This is a genomic window from Thermoanaerobacter sp. X514 (genome assembly GCF_000019065.1).
GTDB lineage: Bacteria > Bacillota > Thermoanaerobacteria > Thermoanaerobacterales > Thermoanaerobacteraceae > Thermoanaerobacter > Thermoanaerobacter pseudethanolicus.
Genome location: NC_010320.1, coordinates 1921188 through 1942491 on the forward strand (window position 1 = coordinate 1921188; position 21304 = coordinate 1942491).

Here is a 21304-nt window from a genome sequence, read left to right on the forward strand (position 1 = left end):
TAAAATTTATATCGTAGCCGAATTCAAAAAATAAAATAAAGGAATTCCCAGGAAAATCAAATCCTAATTATCACTTTATGCTTGCTTTTTCAATTGTCCAAAAAATTCTCTATTCAACTATTTATTCGTATCCTTTAAGAGAACTTATAGCTTCTCAAGGATTTCCTATTTTTTAATCTGTGAATCTTTTAATTTTTTAATTACTTGCTAAACTTTGGCATTAGATTTCACCATTTTTTCAATTTTAAAAGTACCGATTATACCTGTCCAATTTAACTCCGAATTTACATGTATTCAAAGTACAATATTGTTATTTTGTTTATTTAAAAAGTTGTCCTACCTTAGGATAAACAAAATCCTCTTCTTCTACCAAAAAATTCCCCTAATTACGGTAAATTATTTCTAAATGTCTCCAATATCAATACTGACGAAGCTGCACCTGGATCAAGGTGCCCTATTGCCCTTTCTCCGAGTCTCATTGCTCTACCTTTTTTTGCTACCAATGGAATAGTAGAATCTGCACCCTTCTTAGCTGCTTCTACAAATATTTCAAACGCTTTTTTGGGCTCTATATTTTCTTCTATAGCCTTTGTAAAAGCATCCAACCCAGGCCTTAAAGCGTCAACCATCGTTTTTTCTCCTACTACAGCTTTACCCCTCATTTCAACTGATTCTATTGCCACTTTAAACATATTGTAAAAAACTTCAAAATCAACTTCTTCTTTATTTTCCGCCGGTTCCCCAAATTTCATAAAAAAGCTCCCATACAATGGTCCTGCAGCACCACCAACTTTAGATAATAAAGCCATCCCTACTTTTTTAAAGAAAAATGTTAGATTTCCTTCTTTCCATTCTGGCAAATTTTTCATAATTTCTCTAAATCCTATACTCAGATTTACTCCATGATCACCATCACCTATTTCAGAGTCTAATTTAGTCAAATAATCTTTTTGCTGTTCTATAACTTCCGCTAAATTTTCAATAACTTTCACAAAATAACTTTTATTAAGTATGTAGTCTTTATACATGAACATTTCCACTCCCTTGTATCAATTTAATTAGACTTGTGCAAAATTCAGAAGGCTTCATTTAAGCCATTCTACAGACATACTTTTTTCCTATCACTCTTGAATTTTTTATCTTTTATGTAGGATTTCCCCTCCCATTTGTCGAATTATTATATATACACTATAAAAAATTTTTTAAGAAGGAGGAAATCCTACATGTATCAGCTTCAATTGCTTTTAAATATACCTGAACTCTTTACCTCTCAGTCTAAAATTGATTTCTATTCTTCTATGTTTGAAAATCTAGACCTGTCTTCAATACCTGAATTCCCTTCCTCTAGTCCTGGCCGTAAGGGTTATTCTCATCATGCACTTTTTAGTCAATTTAATATATTAGTTCTAAAAGGGTTAAGCGAACACCAGCGAAGTCAATGGTGTTCGCTTCTGGTCAATTGGTCAACAATTATTTCATTACTTGATAACACAATAAGGAGTATCGCAAGGATAATCTAATAGTTCTTTCAATTCGTTGTCTAATTTCATTAAAGTAACTGACATGCCTACCATATCCATTGTAGTAGCATATGGTCCCACAAATGATCTATAAATCTTAATTCCGTTTTCTTCTAGAATCTGAGCTACTCTTCTAAAACAAATATGTAAGTCCATTAACGGAGTAGCCCCTAAACTATTTACAAGTACTGCTACTTCATCTTCCTTATTAAACGGTAAGTCAGGTAATATATGATTCATTATTTCATCAATTACCTTATCAGCTTCCTGTAGTTTACCTCTTCTAACGCCTGGTTCACCATGTATACCCATGCCTATTTCCATAAGTCCTTCCTCTAATTCAAACATTGGTTTACCTGTTGATGGATGTGTTGCTGCTGCAAGTGCAACTCCCATTGTTCTTGTGTTGTCATTTGCTTTTATTGCAGCAGCTTTTACTTCATCCAAATCTGCACCCGTAGCTGCTTTAGCACCTGCTATCTTAAATACAAAGAAATCTCCCGCAATTCCTCTCCGATCTTTAATATTCGCTGAAGAAGCCACATCATCAGTTACCAAAACTGTCTCAACTCTAATTCCATCCGCAGCTGCCATTTCAACTCCCATGTCAAAATTCATTACATCTCCTGCATAATTTCCATATAAATATAGGCATCCACGTCCTGCATCCACAGCTTTAACCGCATTATAGCACGGTTCTGGAGAAGGAGAAGTATTGATATTTCCTATAACCGCTGCATCTGCAAAATTTTCACCAACATATCCTAAGAATAACGGTTCATGTCCTGAACCTCCTCCTATAATTATTCCTACCTTGTTCTTTACTGGAGCCCTTTTATAAACTACTACGCGCCCATCATTTTCCAGTAACTTTACATGTTTATCATGAGCTTTACAAAACCCCTCCAGCATTTCTTCCACCACGTCATAAGGATTATTGATTAGTCTTCTCATAAAAATCTCCTTCCTTTTAATTTAATTAATTTAAATTAACCAAATTTATTTACTTTTTTGCTTTCTTCTGCTGCATGAATAATTTCGCTTACATTATTAGTAATTGAAGCTTGTATAACAGCTGCTATCGTCCCTTCAACCAAAGGTGCATCTACAAGTGTGATTTTTTTTCTTATTTTCTCACCTAGCATATCTAATACCATTTGAGTCGCCATAATAGAACTTCCTATATCTGCAAAAATAAAAATATTGTCACCATCATAAATTTCCTCTATTACCTTTTTTATTTTTAAAGGATTAGTTCCTATACGTTCATCTTCTGTACCACCAATTGGTATTAACTTAGAATTTTTGTTATTCATTTGTTCAACTATCTCTACAACACCCTCAGCAACCTTTTTGCTATGTGATACTATTATAAAGACTGCCATTTAAATCCCTCTCTTTTGTATCGCTATAATACAATACATTTGCAATAAACTTTAGGATTTTATTTCCTGATCAGATAACATAGAATATTTGCATATTAAGAAGGAACATAGATACCCCCGTATAAAAGCGGGGGTATCTACTACTTATTATCATAGTTCGCTTATTTTATCATTAACTTTCTTTAAAGCATAGTATATTTCTCTATATATATCGTAAACTTTTTCATATTTGCTCTTATTTTCAGCAATTGGCATAGTTCTAGTTTCTATTTTGAGAAGTTTTCTTGCTGCTTCTTTAACTGATGGCCAGAAACCCGCTCCTACTCCTGCAAGTATAGCCGCACCATATGATCCTCCTTCGCCACTGTAACTCACTGTAACAACTTCTGTACCTAATATATCTGCTTGGATTTGTCTCCATTTAGGATTTATAGCTCCTCCTCCACTTACTCTAACCTGTGTGAGGGGAACACCTAATGTTTCAATTAATTTTAGTGCATCCTTCAAGCTGAAAACAATGCCTTCTAACACAGCTCTTACAAACGCTCTTTTATCATGCATAACATTTATTCCAACAAAAGCACCTCTTGCATTTGGATCAGTGTAAGGACATCTTTCACCTACTATATATGGAGTAAACAATAATCCATTAGCCCCTACCTCAACTTGCATAGCTTCATTAACTAAAATGTTATATGCATCTTCTCCGCTCAGATTTGCAATAATTTTTTCTTCGAGACCAAATGAATCTCTAAACCATTTGAAAGACCCGCCAGCCGCAAGGGTACATCCGAAAATATTCCATTCTCCTGGTACTCCACCTCTAAAAAGTTGTAAGGAACCTCCTGGATTGCGTCCAAATTTTGAAAGAGCGACGGAAGCAATTCCTGCTGTACCAATTATAAGCATCGCTATTCCTTCTTCTGTTGCTCCAGTTCCTACTGCCTGAGCTAATACATCCCCTGCTCCGCCTACTACTGGAGTACCCTCTTTTAAGCCTAATATTGAAGCTGCTTCAGAAGTTAAATGTCCACTTATTTCTGGACTTTCTACTACATCTGGGAAAATGCTTTTCTTTATTTCAAGCAAATTTATTAAATCATCTGACCATTTATTTTTCTCAACATCATATAAGCATGTACCACTTGCATCAGAAACATCCGTAGCAATTTTCCCTGTTAATTTATATCTAATATAGTCTTTAGCTATTACAAATTTATCTATTTTTTCGTAATTTCCCGGCTCTACTTCTTTAATCCACAGAATTTTTCCAATAGTATATCCAGGTAAAGCAGTATTTGCAACATAGTCTATTAACCTATCTTCTCCTCCAACTTTGTTATGAACCTCATCACATTGTTTTCCAACACGATTGTCATTCCACATTATAGCATTTCTTATGACTTTTCTATTTTTATCAAGTGGTACTAGAGTATGCATTTGACCGCTCAATCCAATCGCTGCTATTTCTTCAGGTTTGATTGCAGCTTTTTCTAAAGCCTTCTTTATTGTGTCAACAGTTGCATCCCACCACACTTCAGGGTCACTTTCTGTCCAGCCGGGTCTTGGAACAATAAAATCATATTCTTTTGTTGCTTTAGCTACAATTTCACCTGTTTCGTTAACAATTATCGTTTTACATGCAGAAGTACCAACATCAATTCCCAACACATATGCCATAATATACTCCCCCTTCATCCTTAATGTAAACTTATTAAAACATTAAACTGTTGCATACAACAATAATCCACCCAATAAACCTCCTAAAATTCCTGCCAAAATTGCTGCCCAATTTATTTTTTTGCGATCAAACAAATCAGCTACAAAAGCACCCCAAAATGCCGTCAATGCTTGGTCACTCCATGGTCCTGGAAGATGGCCACTCATTTGTGGCTCAAAAATCAGCCCTATTCCATGATTAACTAACCACACCGTACCCACTATAAAAAATCCTGCAAGTAAGCCTCCAATGCTTTTCCATTCCTCAGCAAGTTTTCCCCACATTAATCCTATTGCCAGTGGAAATAAAATGCCGCCAAATATAGTAGTTACTACATGTTGCCATGTCCACATTTATGCATCACTCCTTCTGAATAGATGTAATAAGTAGCCAGCTATTGTAGCTCCTATTAATTCGAGAACAATGGTCACTAAAGCTGGTCCAATACTTATTCCATGATATAAGCCATAAGAAGCTCTTACCAGTTCGCCATTTGTTTTTAGTTGTATATTACCCCCCAGCAAAGATGAAAGCCATATGGCAAATGCCATATCTATCCATGCACCATCTGGATCATTTGGAAATGCATTTGCATAGTGGTTTAACCACCATGCTGTGGTTATTATAAGTCCTGCTGCAAGCCATCCACCAAGCCAATGCCAATGAGCTAATGCTGAAGGCCATATTGTGAATACACCGTATCCAGCAAAAGCACCTGTAATTGCTCCTATCAAAATTCTTGACAGCTTCATAATGTAAAATACTCCCCCTTTTTTATAAAATTTTTGGTTTTCCTGCAGAACCCCTTTTATGATAAAAGGAGTTCTGCTTTATATTTCAAAGGAATTCCTCCCACCGGTAGAAACCATTTTTACTTATATCGAATACAAAACTAGGTAGAAAGGAATTCCTTTAAAACCAAACTAATTAAATGAAGTAATGTATCCTTACATGTTTTTGGATTAAATACTCATGCAAGCCCTCAGGACCATGCTCTGCTCCTAAACCACTATCCTTCCATCCACCATATGGAGCATTAATTACTCCCGCATCTACATTATTAATAGCAACATTACCTGCCTGAATCTCTTGTGCACAACGTTTAGCTATGTTCATATTATTTGTATATACTATTGCTGCTAAACCATAATTGGTATCATTTGCTAATTGTATTGCTTCATCTATGTTATTAAATGGCATAACTCCAACCGCCGGACCAAATGTCTCTTCGCGCATTATCAGCATATCATGGTTAACATCACGAACAATAGTTGGTTCATAGAAAAAGCCCTTTTCAAATTTTGGACCTGACGGTCTTTTACCTCCGCACACTATTTTAGCACCTTTGGCTACAGCATCGTTTACATGACGTTCAACTTTTTCAACACCTGCTTTTGTACACATAGGCCCCATATCTACATTTTCGTCTATGAGACTATTCCCGACGACCAGTTTTTTTGTCTTTGCTCCAAATTTCTCAAGAAAAGTCTCGTATACTTCTCTTTCTACATATATTCTGTTTACTGCAATGCAAATCTGACCAGCATTCCTAAAACTACGCCTGACAGCCCCCGTAACAGCAGCATCTAAATTAGCATCTTTAAAAACAATCATTGGTAAACTGCCACCAAGTTCAAGAGTTACTTTCTTTATCCCTGAAGAAGCACTCATTTTTAAAATTTCTTTTCCTGTTTCTGTAGAACCGGTAAAGGCAACACGCTTAACCAATGGATTTTCTATTAATGCAGGCCCTACAGTCCCTCCGGAGCCTGTTATTACATTTAAAACTCCTTCTGGCACTCCTGCATCCACTAAACATTCAACAAATTTTAAAGGAGAAAGTGGAGTTTCACTTGGCAATTTAGCTACTATCGTACAGCCAGATGCCAATGCTCCTCCTATTTTCCAAGCCAGCAATTCAATCGGATAATTCCATGGAGTAATAGCTGCTGCAACTCCAATAGGTTCGTATACAACTATACTTTCTGTATCCTTTTCTTCATTTGCTATTACACGTCCATAAATTCTTTCACCTTCTTCTGCATAATATCTAAGAATTTCTGCTCCTTTTTCTACTTCTCCCTTGGCTTCTTTTACTGGCTTACCCAATTCTTCTGTCATAGTCCTAGCAATTTTTTCAGAACGTTGAAGTACTATTTCAGAAGCTTTTCGAAGAATTTTACTCCGTTGAAATGGATTTTCCTTTTTCCATTTTAAAAAAGCTTCCTGTGCCTTTAAAATTGCTTCTTCGACATCTTCTTTAGTAGCTGCTGGAACAGACGCAAACACCTCCTCTGTGGCAGGATTTACCACTTCTATTATTCCGCCCTTTTTTGCATCTACCCATTTTCCACCTATTAGCATTTTATAGTGCTGTACCATCTATATCTCCTCCTCATTCACTTTACCAGTCACCCATACAACAACTAACGGAATATTGCCTACCTGTCGAGTAGTGTGAAATTCTCTTGGTGGAACATATAATGCATCCCCTGGCTTTATTGGAAATTCGTCATTCCCTACAACCATTACTCCTTCGCCTTGTACTACAAAGTATACTTCTTCCTCATCATGTGCATGACCTGTTGTAGTCCCTGTGGGATATATTATCGTATACCCCATCTTTAAACGCCTAGAAGGCGAATTCTCTGGATCAACTAACCAGTAAGTATCTCTTAGCGTTGGCTTCTCCCTGTTCTTCACCCATGCCCTTAATGACCTCGTTGCATCTACATCCGGTTCCTTAGAATTAACATTTACTACATATTTCATAAATATATTCCCCCTTTAAATTTTTTAGAATATTTTCTAACCTTCAGAAGTTATTAGCTTACATTAAAACCCCTTAAATTATTCCATCACCTCCTTCAAAAATCGTTTACTAATCTGTATAAAAAGTAAGGATTTATTTACTATATTATTTAATACTTTCAGATCAACAAATTATATATACCCCTTCTCTTTTAAAGCTTTGTAATTATAAATATATTTTGGTTGACGGCCTTCAAAATAATCAATAACGGCTTGGACAGCTTCTACTGCCATACGTACAGTCGCTTCTTTTGTTAGAGCTGCTGAATGAGGAGATAGTATTACATTCTCAAGTCTTAATAATTCATTATCGCTTGATGGTGGCTCTTGCTGAAACACATCAAGGCCTGCTCCTGCGATCCTTTTTTCTTTTAAAGCCTCAATCAAAGCTTGTTCGTCTATTACTGTTCCTCTTGCCGCATTTATTAAATAAGCTGTATGCTTCATAGAATATATAAGCTCTCTCGTTATCATTCCTCTTGTCTCAGGTATATCAGGACAATGCAACGTTACAAAATCTGATTCTTTAAATAGTTCCTCACGCGTGTCAACAAATTTATAATCATAACCCCTAAACTTTTCTTTTACATATGGATCATAAGCAACTATTTTCATTCCCAATCCATCATGGCACTTTTTTGCAACTAAACTTCCTATATTCCCCATTCCAACAATTCCAAGTACTTTCCCTTCTATCTCCACTGAAATATTAGAGTTTCTCGCTCCCCAATTGCCACTGCGAACAGCTTTATCCATTAAACTTAACTGTTTTGATAAATTTAGTATCATTGCTATTGTGTGTTCTGCTACAGATAAATTATTTACTGCTGGCAAATTACAAACCAATATACCTTTTTCTGTTGCTGCATTTACATCTATATTATCAACTCCTGCCCCTGTCCTCGATATTATCTTTAAATGTGGAGCATTCTCGATTACTTCCCTTGTAATCTTTGATCTAGTTCTTAAAATAATAGCATCTACATCTTTTACCATAGATATAAGCGTTTGTTGACTTGTATCAGGTGCTGTAACAATTTCAAATTTTCCCTCTAATAACTTTCTTCCCTCTGGATGTATCTCCTCTGAAAGCAATACTTTTTTCATGCAAGTAGCCCTTCTTCCTGTAAAATTCTTCTAATTTCCTCAATTTCATTTTCATTTAACGGTAATAATGGTAGTCTTGGCTCCATTCCATAATAACCTAACCAATTCATTGCTACTTTAACAGCTGTTACTCCACCTTTGCCGGATATTTTTTCATTAATTTTACAAAGTCTGTTACTTAGTTCTTCTGCTTCTTGATACTTGCCCTCATTAAATAATTCTTGAATTTCACAGCAAAGGTCAGGCAGGTAATTTGCCATTGAAAGAACACCGCCTATAGCTCCTTTTTTTAGACCGTCCAAAAATTTATTTATAGAGCCGGAAAGTACATAGAACTCTGCTCCCTTAGGTACAGCATTTACATAATTTCCTATATCTTCTTTTGAAGAATCTTTTATGCCAACTATATTAGGATGTTGCGCAAGTACAGAAATTGCTCGAGGAGAAATTAATACTCCATTTGCAGATCTGGGAATGCAATAAATTGTTATCGGAATAGGAGATTTATCAGCAACTTCAGTATAAAATTTGATTAATGCTTCATCAGTCATTTTACTAGCAAAATAATGAGGTGTAAGAACACTGGCAAAATCAACTCCAAAATCTGCTACTTTTTTAGTAAATTCTATTGTAGCCCATGCTGATTCTCTTCCTGTACCAGCAAGCAAAGTTTTATCTTTTGATTTACTCTTTGCAGCTGTTTTTATAACTTTAATTGCCTCTTCATCTGTTAAACTTCTAAATTCGCCATTGCTTCCTAAGCATAAATAACCTTTTAATTTAGAACTATTTAATTTCTGAATATTCTCTTTCAACTTTTCATAATCAATTTCTTGATTAACAAAAGGAGTTACAAGTGGCGCAAATACTCCTGTAAGTTTTTCTCTTATACTCATTACAGTAATATCCTCCTTTTTTAGTTTAAAACTACATTTAATAATTTACAGTCATTATTTTCGTTTTGTTTTCTATTTCAACCTCTATTTTAAGCAGTAAAGCAAAAATTGTGCCAAAGCACGCAAAACGTTTGATAGTGAAGTTTCCTATCGTTTCACAGTCTACATTAAAAATCGTTAATGCAAATTTGCCATTTATTTTTTATTTCAATGCACAAATGCAATGCTCACAGACAGTCTATCATTACCTCATTTGCAAACTAAAGTTATTGTTATTCTATAGCTTCCACATCTTTATTTCCCATTGCAAAACTTCTTTTATTAATAAGTTTTAATATCTCTGGTGCTTTATTAGTAGCATTCAATAGTTGTATTTTTTCTTTTACAGTCTTTTTTACATTTTCTCTTGCTACGGCACCATATTTTCTAACATCAACTAAATCCGGGTTATTTGATAATTTTTCCCTTAAAGCATTGGTAAAAGCCTTATTTAATTCTGTAGCAAAATTAACTTTTGAAATCCCAGCTTTTACTGCTTGAATAACAGAGTCATCCATTACTCCAGAAGCACCATGAAGTACTAATGGTATTTTTACCTTGTCTTTTATTCGTGCTATTCTTTCAATATCTAATTGCACAGATTGAACTTTCATTCTGTGAGCGCTTCCCACTGAAATTGCCAGTGAATCTACTCCTGTCTTTTCATAAAATTCTAGAGCTTCTTCTGGAGTCGTAAGATATTTTTTTACTTCCTCTGGAGAAAGGGGCCCCTTAGCTGCATCAGGTATTTTCCCAATTTCCCCTTCTAAAGGAATTCCTGCAGCATGTGCTATTTCAACTAATTTTTTTGTTTTTTTTATATTCTCTTCAAACGTAAGAGACGACCCATCAAACATAAGTGATGTAAATCCTGCTTTTAATGCTTTTATAACTGTAGAAAAGTTTACTCCATGGTCCAAATGGCATACTACAGGTACTGTAGCTTCCTCAGCTAATACTTTAATTAGAGCCGCAAATGATTTCTCACCCCCATATGCTATTGCTCCTTCACTTATCTGAATTATCACAGGAGCATTTTCCTCTTCAGCTGCCTCGATTATAGCTTGAACCACTTCCATGTTATAAGCATTGAAAGCTCCTACTGCAAATCCATTCTCTCTTGCATAAATAAGCATTTCCTTACTTGTTACAAGTGGCATTATATCAGCTCCTTTATATTAGATATTCTTTTATGAAATTAAATTCCTGTAATGTAACTCCTGCTTCACCTAAATGTCTTGGGTTAGATACTCCTTTTTTATGATCAGCATGGTAATCTGAACCCCCACTAAAGAATTTTACTCTTGTAGAATATTTCGTTCTAATATACTTCTCAATTTCAAAATCTTTTAAACTTCCTTTATAGCTTGTTTTACTGTAAAGATATCGTGCTTCCATACCGTCGATTCCATGGTTTATAAGCCTCTCTATATATTCTTCTCTTGTTAGATTTCTTCCATCGGGATAGTGAACTATTTCATCAATTAAAAAAGGATGTGCTAGTACCGCTGTTCCACCACATGACTTTATTAAATCAATTGCATCAAATGGACTTATTTTTTCCCTTCTTACATTTAATTCAGGATCATCCCTAACCATTATTTTTGCATCTTTCCATGAAGGTGCATATCCCTTCTTGGCCATTAATTCAAATATATGTTTTCTTTCAACTTCGTCTGGATCTCTATATCTTATATTTCCATCTTCATCAATATACTTTAATATCTCATTTTCATAGTCAATTGGCATTCCCTTAGCAGTAAGTATTTCACATAGCTTTCTATATGCTTCTGTTTTGCTTCTCCTCATCCTTTCTACTGCTTCCGCTAACAGTGGATTTTCCCAATCCATGCGATACCCTAAAATATGAACATCATCTACATAAGTATCGCATGAAAACTCAATTCCCAATACTATTTCTACTCCATGCTGGTGTGCAAATTCCTTTACGCTAATCCTACCTTGAGGAGTATCCAGATAAAGAGGAGGCGGTACGTCATGGTCTGTAATTGCAACAACTTTAAGACCACCTTTAGCGGCATTAATAACCAGTTCTTCCGGCGAATCATTTCCATCAGAACGCGTAGTATGACAGTGTAAATCACATTCGTATTTTGCATTTAATGAAGAAGAAGTAGTCACAATTCCAGGAGCTATCGAACCTTCTGCGAAAGATAACATATATACAAAACTCACCACCTTTCTGATCTTGCAAGATTTCATATTGTTACTTTTTATTTTATCATTTATTTAATTAATTATTATTTGAATTAATTATTTATACTAATACTAAGATACTAAAACAATTAATTTTGTTAAGTCGGTAATTACAAAATCTGGCTGCAGAGCAACGATAGACTGTAAATCTCCTGTTCCATATGTTACAGCACAGTATAAACTCCTGCATTTTTTCCACACAAAACCTCAACTTCAGAACCCCAATGTATAAAGTTTACTCTGAAACATTATTTATTTTTTGCAATAGCTTCTCTATTATTTCTGGATGAGGTTTTATATTTTTGACATCTTCTAAGCACAATACAGCTGAAAAATATTTCTCAATTCTAAAATGTTTAAAATCTTTTCTGTTATAATTCTGCATTTAAGAGTAGCAATTCCAATATTAATTTTCCTTTCTTTTAAAAAGTTTAAAGTTTCTCTTACTCCTGGAAATAAAGAAGTATAATTAGTACAGGACTCGCCATAAATCTTTTCAAATCTGCCGAATACTCTATCAAACAAATGCATATTTTTTCCCTCAAACCACACTTTATAACTGCTTCAGCACCGTTAGCAGTTAAAAATGCTAATGTTTTTTCAGGTAAAGTTGGAAGATTAAATTCACTAAATGCCTTATTTGCAGCTATAACAATATCTTTTTTTGAATCTATTAGCGTTACATCTAAATCGAAAATAACTGCTTTAACATTCAAAGTAAACCGCTCTTTTATTTATTTAGCCATACCGCGATATTTTGCATCTATCATTTTAATTTTCTCCACTTTTGGTAAAGAACGTCCTCCTTGAAATTCTGACTCAAGCCACACATCTACAAGTTTTTTAGCTAGTTCTGGTCCTACTATGACTCCACCCATAGTCATAATTTGTGCATCATTACTTTTACGTGCTCTTTCTGCAGAATACACATCATGGCATACTGCAGCTCTTACTCCAGGCACTTTATTGGCAACAATAGCCATCCCTATCCCTGTGCCACAAATAAGAATTCCTCTTTCAAATTCTCCCGATGCAACTCTTTCGGCAAGTGCTACAGCAATATCGGGATAATCCACTGGATTTTTATCATAAACCCCTATGTCAACTACTGCAATTCCTTTAGACTGTAGATGTTCTTTAATAACTTCTTTTAAATCAAAACCAAAATGATCACTACCCAAAATTATCTTCATCATTTTTTCCTCCTCACTTAGTTCTATTTTTAAGAAAATTCTCTATACTTATAGCTATTGTCTCACCATCTAGCCCAAACCCTTTTTTCAACATATCTTCTGAACCTGCCGTTCCAAATCTATTTTTTACTCCTAACCTCAATTGTCTAATTTGCGGCCTTTTTTCAGTTAAAAATTCTGCCACTGCACTCCCTAGTCCACCCGTTGTATTGTGATGTTCAACAGTAATGATATTATCTACTGAAGATGTAAGCTCCAGTAGCAAATCTTCATCTAATGGTCTTACAGTAGGCATATTTACAAGCGTTACTTTTATACCTCTTGACTGCAAAATTTCAGAAGCTTTTAAACTATCATATACAGCACCACCACAAGCAATAATTAAAGCATCTTTTCCTTCTTTTATAATTTCTCCTTTTCCAATTTTAAAATCTTTCTTTTTGTAAAAAATTACCGGTTCTTCTTTTCTACCTCTAAGCCGCATATAAACAGGACCATTGTATTCAAATATTGCTTTTGTAGCAACATAAGCTTCTGCTGCATCAGCTGGATCTATTATGACTATTCCAGGAATTGCTCGAATCACTCCCATATCCTCTAGTGCTAAATGTGTAAAGCCCAACCACGCTGATGAAAATCCTGTATCTGTTCCTATTAATTTAACATTTAATTTGCTACCTGCCACATCTACTCTTATTTGTTCTGCTGCCCTAAATGCTAAAAAATTAGCATATGATGTGACAACAGGTATTTTTCCACAAAGAGCCATTCCAGCAGCTACACTTACCATAGTCTGTTCTGCTATGCCAACATTAAAGCTCCTTTCCGGAAATTTTTTTATAAAATCTCCATATCGTGATGCTGAATCCGCTGCAACAGTTACAACATCTGGATTTTTCTCTCCCAGCTCAACAATTGCCTCAGCAAATGATGTTCTGGTTGACTTCTTTAATTCACTCATGATAAAGCTCCTCCAATGACATTTCATTTTTTAATTCCTCGTATTGTTCATATGAAAGAACTTTATAGTGCCAATCAACCTTATTTTCAGCAATTTTTAAGCCCTTTCCTTTTACAGTATTAGCAATAATAACAGAAGGCTGACCTTTAACAAACGGAATTTTATTAAAAGCTGTAAGTAATTTTTCTATATCGTGACCATCTATTATTTCTACGCCCCATCCAAAACTTTTCCATTTTTCAGCTAAAGGTTCTAACCGGGTTATATTTTCTGTAAAATCTCCTAATTGCAACATATTTCTATCTACTATTACAATTAAATTATCTAGTCCATAATAAGCAGCAGTCATGGCTGCTTCCCAGTTACTTCCTTCCTGTAATTCTCCATCTCCAGTTATTACAAAAACTCTGTATTCTTTTTTGTCCATTCTGGCTGCTAAAGCCATTCCTACTCCTAGAGCTATTCCATGTCCTAAAGAACCAGTATTAGCTTCTACACCAGGAAGCTTAATTTCTGGGTGACCCGGAAGCATAGTATCATATTTAGTACAAAAATCTCCTAATAATTTTCTTTCAAAAAACCCCATTTGTGAAAGTATAGAATAAAGTGCCAAACATCCATGGCCTTTACTAAGTATTAGCCTATCTCTATCAGGCCATTTTGGATTCTGTGGATCTACCTTTAATACACTTTTATATAAAGTAGCTAAAATTTCTGCTAATGAAAGTGCTGGTCCAAGGTGTCCTGTACCTGCCCGGGTACTCATCCAAATGCAATCTTTTCTTATCAAATCAGCAGTCTGTTTTATCAAATCAATTTCTTCAAAAGTAATGCTCAAAAGAATCAACTCCTTCAGTTATTTTTATTTTTTAAAATAAACTCCTTACATAATTTTCAAGGTCTATAACAGCTTTTGAAAATTGAGTATAAGTAGTAATAGTAGGTTCAAGTTTTTCAAAATCTTCAAGTGGTATTGTAGTTTCGCCATATCCTTCTGCAAAATAGGGAACCCTTAGTAGTTTTTCCATTATCTCATCCGGAACAGATTCTTCACATTTATCTTCAATTGGTCTGTCCATATACAGCATCATAAATGCTTTTATAAGTTCAGGATTCATAGTGTATACTAAATTACAACCTGCAAGTTTTTCTATATGCCATATATACTGTGTTCCATTTACTTTAGGGCTAACTCTGCTGGATGCTACTAACATTTTGCTCGGATAATCTCTCTTAGCCAATATCTTGCATGCTTTTTTTGTTATAGCAATTCCTGCCCACCTTTTCATTTCTTCGGTTAGTTCTATTCCTCTCTCTTTTGCTTGTTCTTCAAAAATTTTTGCATCTTCAAATCTTCCTATCATGATTGTAATCACAGAACGCCACTTAGAATAATCGGTTCCATATTTTTCTCCCAGTGCTTTTCCTTGTTTTACGGCTTCTGCTACTGCTATTATTTGTGGTAAAGTATAACAAAGAGTAGCATTTGTAGGTATTCCTAGCGCTGTAAGAATATATATTGCTAAAACACCTGCTTTAGTTGTCGGAATTTTGACCATAATATTGGGTTGTAATGCCTTTAATTCAAGAGCTTGCCTTACCATTTCTTTGGTATCCACTGAAATTCTTGGATCTACCTGTGCTGATACATAACCATATTTATAACCTGATTTCTCAAAAAGTGGCATGTAAAGACTTGCACCGCGTTTACACGCCTCTTTGTATGCTTCCCATGTTACTTGGGTATAATCCATTCGAGGATTATCCTTTATAATTTCTTGTATAATGTTTGTCCACTCCTCTTTTAAATTATCAAATACCGCTTTTGTAAGCGGGGGATTTGTAGTTACTCCTTTAAAAACCCAATCTTTTGGATCAGATTCTTGGTCCCATAGCTTTTTTAACTGAAAACTTATTAAATCTTTTAAGTCTTTATCTTCTATTGAATTTAAAAAGTCATTACACCATTTTTCATAAATTAAAGGATTTGAATCCCACCATAGTTCTACATTTGGTGACAATGAGTTAAGCCTTTCCATTGCACTAGGTTTGTAATTTTTATTTTTAGTCATCTAGTAACCCTCCAATAGGCAATTTTTCAAGCTTCTATCTAAGCTACCTAAGCAATATTCGTGCCAAAAAAATAAGACCCATGCACTGTAGTGCAAAGGCCTTATTATAATTGGAATGCATAATATTTTATTTACATCAAATAGTTCAATTTGTTAATGATTTAATGCATTTAAAAAATCTAATAACTGCATAATTGCATTAAAGTTTATGATAACATTGACTCGTATTTCTTTAGTTTCCTTATTATTGTAGATTGATCTACTCCTAATACTTCCGCTGCCTTATAACTGCTTCCACATTCTTCTATGGCTTGTTTTATAAGCTGATACTCTACAAGAGCACTTGCCTCTTTTAATGGCATCAATCTGGAAACATGCACTCCAAAAGAGTGATTTGTTTCTTCTTGGTTAAGTAATTCTCCAGGTAAATCTTTTTTTGTTATCTGATCATTTTCAGAAATTATCACAATTCTTTCTATAACATTTTCTAATTCACGAACATTACCTGGCCAGGGATACTTCATAAATATTTCCATTACTTCATTAGTTAGTTGTTTGGAATGACCGTATTTCTCATTATACATATTAAGAAAATGATAAGCCAATATAGGTATATCTTGAACCCTCTCTCTTAATGGAGGTATAGTAACAGGAACTACATTCAATCTATAGTATAAATCTTGTCTAAATTTTCCTTCTTTCACCAATTCTTTTAAGTCTTTATTTGAAGCAGCAATTATTCGTACATCTACTTTGATAGGTTTTATACCACCTACTCTAATAAATTCTTTTTCTTGTAAAACTCTTAATAATTTTACTTGCAATGATAAAGGCAGTTCACTAATCTCATCTAATAATAAAGTTCCCTTATCTGCAACTTCAATAAGCCCCGGTTTACCTTCGCTTTTTGCTCCTGTAAATGCCCCTTTCTCATAACCAAACAGCTCTGCTTCTAAAAGATTCTCAGGTATCGCTCCACAGTTTATTTTTATGAATGGTCCCTCACTTCTGCTGATATTATGAATGTATTTTGCTAAAACTTCCTTTCCTACCCCTGTTTCTCCATAAATAAGAATAGTAGATTCTGTAGGTGCGACTTTATTTACTAATTCTATCAATCTTTCCATTTGTTTACTTCTATAGATAATCTCAGAATTCTTAAGATGGGCAATTCTAAGTGAAGATAGTTCCTCTTCATATTTTTGAAGTAATTCTTTTGTTTGTTTTAACTCAGTCTTTAATTTTTCCTCGTCTGTAATGTCTTTTGATATACTAACAATTCTTTTAATGTTATTATCTTTATCAAAAAATGGTGTAGCTGTAACTAATAATTTTCTGCCTGTCTTTGTTTTTTGAATTACAGTAACTTTCTTTTTTTCCTCAATAGCAATCTTTGTAGCTGACGGAAAATACATACCATTCTTTTCAAGTTCACTCACATTTTTACCTATGAGATCTTCCGGTTTTAAACCATATATTTTTTCAGCAGAAGAGCTAATTCTCACTTTTAAACCAGATCCGTCTGTAATACAGGCCAAATCGTCTGAACACGCCATAAAAGCGTCAAGGTCAGTTTTGACAAGGTCAAATTCAGCCTTAATAGATTTTAAATTATCTAGTAAGAAAAAGATTATTTCTCTATTTGTAACAACACCTTTTATCTCATTGTAATCGTCAGTCACCAAAAAAACTTCCCCATTATAACTTTCTAAATCAATATCTTCGTTTTCCTTAACTGTCAAAAAGGATGTTATAGCTAAACGTTCAGCTGTATTCCCATTTTCTAATATTGGAATTATTTTTTGAGGTAAACGATTAGAAGTTAATATAATATAATTATACTTTTTAAAATTAATTTTGCCATTTCTATTTAGGTCTTCTTCCCTGAACAATATTATTTTTTTGTTAACAAATCGAGCAATTTTTTCTTTCATAAAACATCACACCTTTTAAATAAAATTAAGACTAAGATAAATCAAGTATTGTCACCTCACGTAACTTTTTAAACTTTTTATGTGTTATATTTTATAAATCGCTAGTCTAAAAACTAAAAAAGTATTCCTATTTGTAATTTAATTACCACAAAGTTAGAACGGAGAATTTCTTATTGAGAAGAAGTACAATTCTTAGAAATGTTAAAAACAGATATTTAGTTATTAAAGCACAATAAACAAAATTAGTTCTCTCATTAAAATTTATAAGTAATCATATTTTTGGAAAACAACAAGTAAGATAGAACTATAAAACTAACTTAAAACATTGTAAAATATTGATAAAATAAGAATAATACTGAATTTGTTAGTGTCACTTTTTACTCTTTTTGTTTAAAAATGTTATTAAAACATTTAATTTTCCATATCTTAATTTTACGTTTTCGCTTATATTATATATCACTGTAGTAAAAATTAAAAGCCCCTCCCTTTCAAAGTTCGTGTCAAGGTATTGTAGGATAATTTTGGGCAACAACCCCTGTTTGCATTAGATTTCACCAATAATATAACAAAAGTTTGGTGTAAAGTTTATGTAGGAAATAGTTTAAATAATTTTTATTATTAAAGATTTGAATACCAGTTTCTCTATGAAAATTTTACAATGTTTGCAAAAGAAAGCAATTTTGAAGCTATCCAAATGAGCATTAGGCATTCTTTGAATGCCGCAGTCTGCATATATCATAAAAGCAGTTAAATTATTTTGCCAAGTCAAATCGACTTCTATTAAAAGATTAGTAATCATAACTGTAAGACAGTCAACTAATACAACTTTTGCATTGCTTTCCACTATTACCTTGTTTAGATTTTTATAAACTTTTGTCTGCCATGAAGCTGGTCTTTTTTTTATGCCTTTTGATCCTTTTTTTCATTTCTTCGTCAAAAGGAATAGAAGTAGCTATATAAAGGACGCTGTCTCTTCCTTTTCCAATGCCAATTTTTCAGCAAATTCACTTTTGCCAGACCTTGCACCGCCTGTAATCATAATGAGGCTCATTGTATTGCAACCCTCTCTTTCTCTTCTATTAAATCTTTATCTATTTCTTTTAAAGCCTTTATCAATTTTTCATTGTCTTCATGTGTTTTTATAGCAACTCTAAAAAAACTTTTGTCAATTAGAAGCATCTCTTATGAGAATTTGTTTTCTCCTTTATCCTAAATTAACCTTCCAATGTATGTTAAAGACTTGTCTGTCAGTCCTTTAATAGAGGCTGTATCTTCCTCACTGTGGACTACAAGGCAGCAGGTAGAAGGCCCCCCTGATTTTAATACATCAAGATGTTGTGGAAAATTCGCCTCCACCTTTAATCCTGATATCTTCTCTAATATGCCAATTTCATATTTTATCCCTTTTGAACCCACAGGTATTGCTTCCACTATTTCTTTTGAGTTGGAAATTTTTACGTAGTCTTTCAATGTAAGCACATCGTTTGAGCTTAAAACTTCACTTCCTACACGTGGATAACCTAAAATAGAAACATGCATACCTGTTTTGACTTTTTTTATTTTTAAGTCTCCAATATTTGCTTTTGCTATTACAGTGATTCCTATACCTGTCATAGATGTGGGAAAATTTTCTTCAGTACTTCCTGTAAAAACTACGTCTGAAAGTCCGTTCTCTTCAAGCTCGCTTTTTATGCCTCTTAAAATTTTTTGCCCTGTTGGATTCATTTCAACGGATAAAGTATCGGATATGACTAAGGGTTTTGCTCCTACACATAGTACTTCCGAAAGAGCCACTTTTACAGTAGTCCTTCCTACAATCTCTTCATCAACTTTTAACACATCATGCTCTTTATTCCCTATTGCTCCGAGGCTGTCACAAGATATCACATATGCTACATCATTTTCATAAATTACAACTAAATCTCTGTATCTCTCAATCACTTTTTATTCCCTACTCCTTTTCGGTATCGCTTTGTAAACCAATGCTGCAAGAAATACATTTGCAAATGACGCAATTGTTAGTGGTAATACCCATGCCGCAAAAAATCCCCATCCGAATATGGGCACAAACAAAAGGGTTGCAACAGGACCATTTAATATCGTAGCAGCGATTACTGCAATATAGATGTTAAATTTTCGATAAAAAAATTTAAACAAATAGGCGTATAATGCCATTTGCACTGCTATGTATATGTGATTTGTAAGCCCTAAAGGAAATCCAGAAGTAATTGCTGTAAGCATATGCCCTAAACTTATCACAAGGGCTCCATACCAACCTCCAAGGTATAATGCGGCAAAGTATCCTGGCATTGAATCGAAAGCAACTGTGTTAAAAACTTTTATGAGAGCACCTACTGCACTTAAGGCTATAAGCATAGCAACAAGAGTAAGAGTTTTAACATTTTTTAATGCATTTGCTTTTTCTTTCACATCAATCTCCTCCTATTTACAATTTTTAGGTGTTTTTATGTAATATTTTGAGGCAATTATAAGTTATTCCTTTATGGTACCAAAATCTTCATCCCATAAAACACCACAAGACCTAAAAATGAAGTCATATACATTATTTTTATGCTGTATTTTATGTGTTGGGGGGTAATTTTTTCTTTTCCATCCCCAAGAGTTGGTTTAATTTCAGGCTTTCCAAAATAATAATTAAGCCCTCCCAGTTGTATATTTAAAGCACCGGCAACTGCTGCTTCTCCGTGAGCACTGTTTGGACTTTGATGTTTCAACCTGTCTCTTAAAAAAATCCTCCAACTATTTTTATAATCATAGCCTAAGAGAAAAGCAGCTATAACAATCAAAAAACCTGTTATGCGAGCAGGGATAAAATTTAATATGTCGTCAAGTTTTGCAGAAGCAAATCCTAAATCGAGGTACTTTTCATTTCCATAGCCTACCATAGAATCAAGAGTGCTTGCTGCCTTATAAAAGACAGCCAACGGCGCACCTCCTATAAACGCGTAAAACATAGGGGCTATTATACCGTCTGATATATTCTCTGCAACTGTTTCTATCGCTCCTCTGGATATATTCTCAACATCAAGCCTATCTATATCCCTACTGACTATATAAGATAATCTTCTTCTTGCTTCAACTATATCACCCTTTGCCAACGCTTCGTATACTCTTCCAGCAGCTTTACCAAGGTCTTTTGTAGCAAGACAGGTATATATAATTAAAACGTCGAAAGCATATTTTAAATATGGATGTATAAGTCCTGCAATATAAAGTAGTACATATGTTGCTGCAAATGCCAAAGTTACTGTAAGTCCACACAGTATAAAACCTGCTATTTTTAAAGCTCTGTTGCTTTTAGCATATTTTCTAAGTATACTCTCTAAATGCGATACCACTTTCCCTATAATTCTTACAGGATGAGGATATCCTTCAGGGTCTCCTATCAACAAATCTAATAAGTAGGCTAATACCACTTCCATTAATCT

24 protein-coding genes and 1 pseudogene are annotated in these 21304 nt (G+C 34.1%); all 25 read right to left on the reverse strand.

The features are described from left to right. Positions 1 to 386: 386 nt before the first annotated feature. On the reverse strand, positions 387 to 1028 hold the full coding sequence (gene dhaL / locus TETH514_RS09600; protein WP_029688068.1) for a dihydroxyacetone kinase subunit DhaL: 642 nt from the start codon (positions 1026 to 1028) through the stop codon (positions 387 to 389). 450 nt (positions 1029 to 1478) lie between these two features. Beyond that, complete coding sequence (locus tag TETH514_RS09610) at positions 1479 to 2474, reverse strand: dihydroxyacetone kinase subunit DhaK (protein ID WP_003867647.1); 996 nt, start codon at positions 2472 to 2474, stop codon at positions 1479 to 1481. Positions 2475 to 2509: 35 nt separating this feature from the next. Further along, the gene (gene dhaM, locus TETH514_RS09615) at positions 2510 to 2905 is read right to left on the reverse strand and encodes a dihydroxyacetone kinase phosphoryl donor subunit DhaM (RefSeq protein ID WP_009052499.1); all 396 of its coding nucleotides are present in this window, start codon (positions 2903 to 2905) and stop codon (positions 2510 to 2512) included. Between the two features lie 150 nt (positions 2906 to 3055). Next, positions 3056 to 4585: a xylulokinase gene (gene xylB, locus TETH514_RS09620; protein WP_009052500.1), complete on the reverse strand. Its 1530-nt coding sequence runs from the start codon at positions 4583 to 4585 to the stop codon at positions 3056 to 3058. A 42-nt stretch (positions 4586 to 4627) separates the two neighbouring features. Continuing rightward, positions 4628 to 4978, reverse strand: coding sequence for a hypothetical protein (locus TETH514_RS09625; RefSeq protein ID WP_003870781.1), 351 nt, complete (start codon positions 4976 to 4978; stop codon positions 4628 to 4630). After that, positions 4979 to 5377: a hypothetical protein gene (locus TETH514_RS09630; RefSeq protein WP_003870780.1), complete on the reverse strand. Its 399-nt coding sequence runs from the start codon at positions 5375 to 5377 to the stop codon at positions 4979 to 4981. A gap of 175 nt (positions 5378 to 5552) precedes the next feature. Then, positions 5553 to 7007, reverse strand: coding sequence for an aldehyde dehydrogenase (locus TETH514_RS09635; RefSeq protein ID WP_009052501.1), 1455 nt, complete (start codon positions 7005 to 7007; stop codon positions 5553 to 5555). Next, positions 7008 to 7397, reverse strand: coding sequence for a dimethylsulfonioproprionate lyase family protein (locus TETH514_RS09640; protein ID WP_003870778.1), 390 nt, complete (start codon positions 7395 to 7397; stop codon positions 7008 to 7010). Positions 7398 to 7568: 171 nt separating this feature from the next. Further along, complete coding sequence (locus tag TETH514_RS09645; RefSeq protein ID WP_009052502.1) at positions 7569 to 8543, reverse strand: hydroxyacid dehydrogenase; 975 nt, start codon at positions 8541 to 8543, stop codon at positions 7569 to 7571. Next, on the reverse strand, positions 8540 to 9439 hold the full coding sequence (locus tag TETH514_RS09650) for a dihydrodipicolinate synthase family protein (RefSeq protein WP_009052503.1): 900 nt from the start codon (positions 9437 to 9439) through the stop codon (positions 8540 to 8542). Before TETH514_RS09650 ends, TETH514_RS09645 begins: the two co-directional genes overlap by 4 nt. 272 nt (positions 9440 to 9711) lie before the next feature. Then, positions 9712 to 10638 carry a class II fructose-bisphosphate aldolase gene (locus tag TETH514_RS09655; RefSeq protein ID WP_009052504.1) on the reverse strand — a complete coding sequence of 309 codons (927 nt, stop codon included), beginning with the start codon at positions 10636 to 10638 and terminating at the stop codon, positions 9712 to 9714. A gap of 13 nt (positions 10639 to 10651) precedes the next feature. Next, positions 10652 to 11659, reverse strand: a complete 1008-nt coding sequence (locus tag TETH514_RS09660) for a PHP domain-containing protein (protein WP_009052505.1) — start codon at positions 11657 to 11659, stop codon at positions 10652 to 10654. A 271-nt stretch (positions 11660 to 11930) separates the two neighbouring features. After that, a pseudogene (locus tag TETH514_RS13055) lies at positions 11931 to 12226 on the reverse strand (HAD family hydrolase). Next, positions 12139 to 12411 carry an HAD hydrolase-like protein gene (locus TETH514_RS12950; protein ID WP_012268753.1) on the reverse strand — a complete coding sequence of 91 codons (273 nt, stop codon included), beginning with the start codon at positions 12409 to 12411 and terminating at the stop codon, positions 12139 to 12141. The pseudogene TETH514_RS13055 and the gene TETH514_RS12950 overlap by 88 nt, the downstream one beginning before the upstream one ends. A gap of 18 nt (positions 12412 to 12429) precedes the next feature. Beyond that, entirely contained in the window at positions 12430 to 12891 is a 462-nt protein-coding gene (rpiB, locus tag TETH514_RS09670) for a ribose 5-phosphate isomerase B (RefSeq protein WP_009052506.1), read from the reverse strand. A 10-nt stretch (positions 12892 to 12901) separates the two neighbouring features. Further along, positions 12902 to 13849, reverse strand: a complete 948-nt coding sequence (locus tag TETH514_RS09675; protein WP_009052507.1) for a transketolase family protein — start codon at positions 13847 to 13849, stop codon at positions 12902 to 12904. Next, positions 13842 to 14687 (reverse strand): transketolase, encoded by an 846-nt coding sequence (locus TETH514_RS09680; protein ID WP_009052508.1) that lies wholly within the window; start codon positions 14685 to 14687, stop codon positions 13842 to 13844. The genes TETH514_RS09675 and TETH514_RS09680 overlap by 8 nt, the downstream gene beginning before the upstream one ends. Positions 14688 to 14718: 31 nt before the next feature. Next, a complete protein-coding gene (locus TETH514_RS09685) occupies positions 14719 to 15921 on the reverse strand; it encodes a transaldolase family protein (protein WP_009052509.1) in 1203 nt (400 codons plus the stop codon). A gap of 206 nt (positions 15922 to 16127) precedes the next feature. Beyond that, positions 16128 to 17855: a sigma-54-dependent Fis family transcriptional regulator gene (locus TETH514_RS09690; RefSeq protein WP_009052510.1), complete on the reverse strand. Its 1728-nt coding sequence runs from the start codon at positions 17853 to 17855 to the stop codon at positions 16128 to 16130. A gap of 601 nt (positions 17856 to 18456) precedes the next feature. After that, positions 18457 to 18759 (reverse strand): bifunctional adenosylcobinamide kinase/adenosylcobinamide-phosphate guanylyltransferase, encoded by a 303-nt coding sequence (locus TETH514_RS09695; protein WP_369791826.1) that lies wholly within the window; start codon positions 18757 to 18759, stop codon positions 18457 to 18459. Between the two features lie 48 nt (positions 18760 to 18807). Continuing rightward, positions 18808 to 18906: a bifunctional adenosylcobinamide kinase/adenosylcobinamide-phosphate guanylyltransferase gene (locus TETH514_RS13185; protein ID WP_012268755.1), complete on the reverse strand. Its 99-nt coding sequence runs from the start codon at positions 18904 to 18906 to the stop codon at positions 18808 to 18810. Further along, positions 18903 to 19034: a hypothetical protein gene (locus TETH514_RS13060; protein WP_255345456.1), complete on the reverse strand. Its 132-nt coding sequence runs from the start codon at positions 19032 to 19034 to the stop codon at positions 18903 to 18905. Before TETH514_RS13060 ends, TETH514_RS13185 begins: the two co-directional genes overlap by 4 nt. Before the next feature lie 30 nt (positions 19035 to 19064). Beyond that, positions 19065 to 19796 (reverse strand): AIR synthase related protein, encoded by a 732-nt coding sequence (locus TETH514_RS09700; protein WP_009052511.1) that lies wholly within the window; start codon positions 19794 to 19796, stop codon positions 19065 to 19067. 3 nt (positions 19797 to 19799) lie between these two features. Then, positions 19800 to 20285 (reverse strand): ECF transporter S component, encoded by a 486-nt coding sequence (locus tag TETH514_RS09705; protein WP_009051851.1) that lies wholly within the window; start codon positions 20283 to 20285, stop codon positions 19800 to 19802. A gap of 71 nt (positions 20286 to 20356) precedes the next feature. Beyond that, entirely contained in the window at positions 20357 to 21298 is a 942-nt protein-coding gene (gene cbiB, locus TETH514_RS09710; RefSeq protein ID WP_009052512.1) for an adenosylcobinamide-phosphate synthase CbiB, read from the reverse strand. Positions 21299 to 21304: the final 6 nt, after the last annotated feature.

What these genes read in the sequence shown, in the direction of transcription:
- TETH514_RS09675 (WP_009052507.1), bottom strand. Translation starts at nt 13,849, where the DNA reads ATGAGTGAATTAAAGAAGTCAACCAGAACATCATTTGCTGAGGCAATT.
- dhaL (WP_029688068.1), bottom strand. Translation starts at nt 1,028, where the DNA reads ATGTATAAAGACTACATACTTAATAAAAGTTATTTTGTGAAAGTTATT.
- TETH514_RS09690 (WP_009052510.1), bottom strand. Translation starts at nt 17,855, where the DNA reads ATGAAAGAAAAAATTGCTCGATTTGTTAACAAAAAAATAATATTGTTC.
- TETH514_RS09660 (WP_009052505.1), bottom strand. Translation starts at nt 11,659, where the DNA reads ATGTTATCTTTCGCAGAAGGTTCGATAGCTCCTGGAATTGTGACTACT.
- TETH514_RS09640 (WP_003870778.1), bottom strand. Translation starts at nt 7,397, where the DNA reads ATGAAATATGTAGTAAATGTTAATTCTAAGGAACCGGATGTAGATGCA.
- TETH514_RS09685 (WP_009052509.1), bottom strand. Translation starts at nt 15,921, where the DNA reads ATGACTAAAAATAAAAATTACAAACCTAGTGCAATGGAAAGGCTTAAC.
- TETH514_RS09645 (WP_009052502.1), bottom strand. Translation starts at nt 8,543, where the DNA reads ATGAAAAAAGTATTGCTTTCAGAGGAGATACATCCAGAGGGAAGAAAG.
- rpiB (WP_009052506.1), bottom strand. Translation starts at nt 12,891, where the DNA reads ATGATGAAGATAATTTTGGGTAGTGATCATTTTGGTTTTGATTTAAAA.
- TETH514_RS09655 (WP_009052504.1), bottom strand. Translation starts at nt 10,638, where the DNA reads ATGCCACTTGTAACAAGTAAGGAAATGCTTATTTATGCAAGAGAGAAT.
- TETH514_RS09630 (WP_003870780.1), bottom strand. Translation starts at nt 5,377, where the DNA reads ATGAAGCTGTCAAGAATTTTGATAGGAGCAATTACAGGTGCTTTTGCT.
- xylB (WP_009052500.1), bottom strand. Translation starts at nt 4,585, where the DNA reads ATGGCATATGTGTTGGGAATTGATGTTGGTACTTCTGCATGTAAAACG.
- TETH514_RS13185 (WP_012268755.1), bottom strand. Translation starts at nt 18,906, where the DNA reads ATGAGCCTCATTATGATTACAGGCGGTGCAAGGTCTGGCAAAAGTGAA.
- TETH514_RS09625 (WP_003870781.1), bottom strand. Translation starts at nt 4,978, where the DNA reads ATGTGGACATGGCAACATGTAGTAACTACTATATTTGGCGGCATTTTA.
- dhaM (WP_009052499.1), bottom strand. Translation starts at nt 2,905, where the DNA reads ATGGCAGTCTTTATAATAGTATCACATAGCAAAAAGGTTGCTGAGGGT.
- TETH514_RS09610 (WP_003867647.1), bottom strand. Translation starts at nt 2,474, where the DNA reads ATGAGAAGACTAATCAATAATCCTTATGACGTGGTGGAAGAAATGCTG.
- TETH514_RS13060 (WP_255345456.1), bottom strand. Translation starts at nt 19,034, where the DNA reads ATGCTTCTAATTGACAAAAGTTTTTTTAGAGTTGCTATAAAAACACAT.
- TETH514_RS09650 (WP_009052503.1), bottom strand. Translation starts at nt 9,439, where the DNA reads ATGAGTATAAGAGAAAAACTTACAGGAGTATTTGCGCCACTTGTAACT.
- cbiB (WP_009052512.1), bottom strand. Translation starts at nt 21,298, where the DNA reads ATGGAAGTGGTATTAGCCTACTTATTAGATTTGTTGATAGGAGACCCT.
- TETH514_RS09635 (WP_009052501.1), bottom strand. Translation starts at nt 7,007, where the DNA reads ATGGTACAGCACTATAAAATGCTAATAGGTGGAAAATGGGTAGATGCA.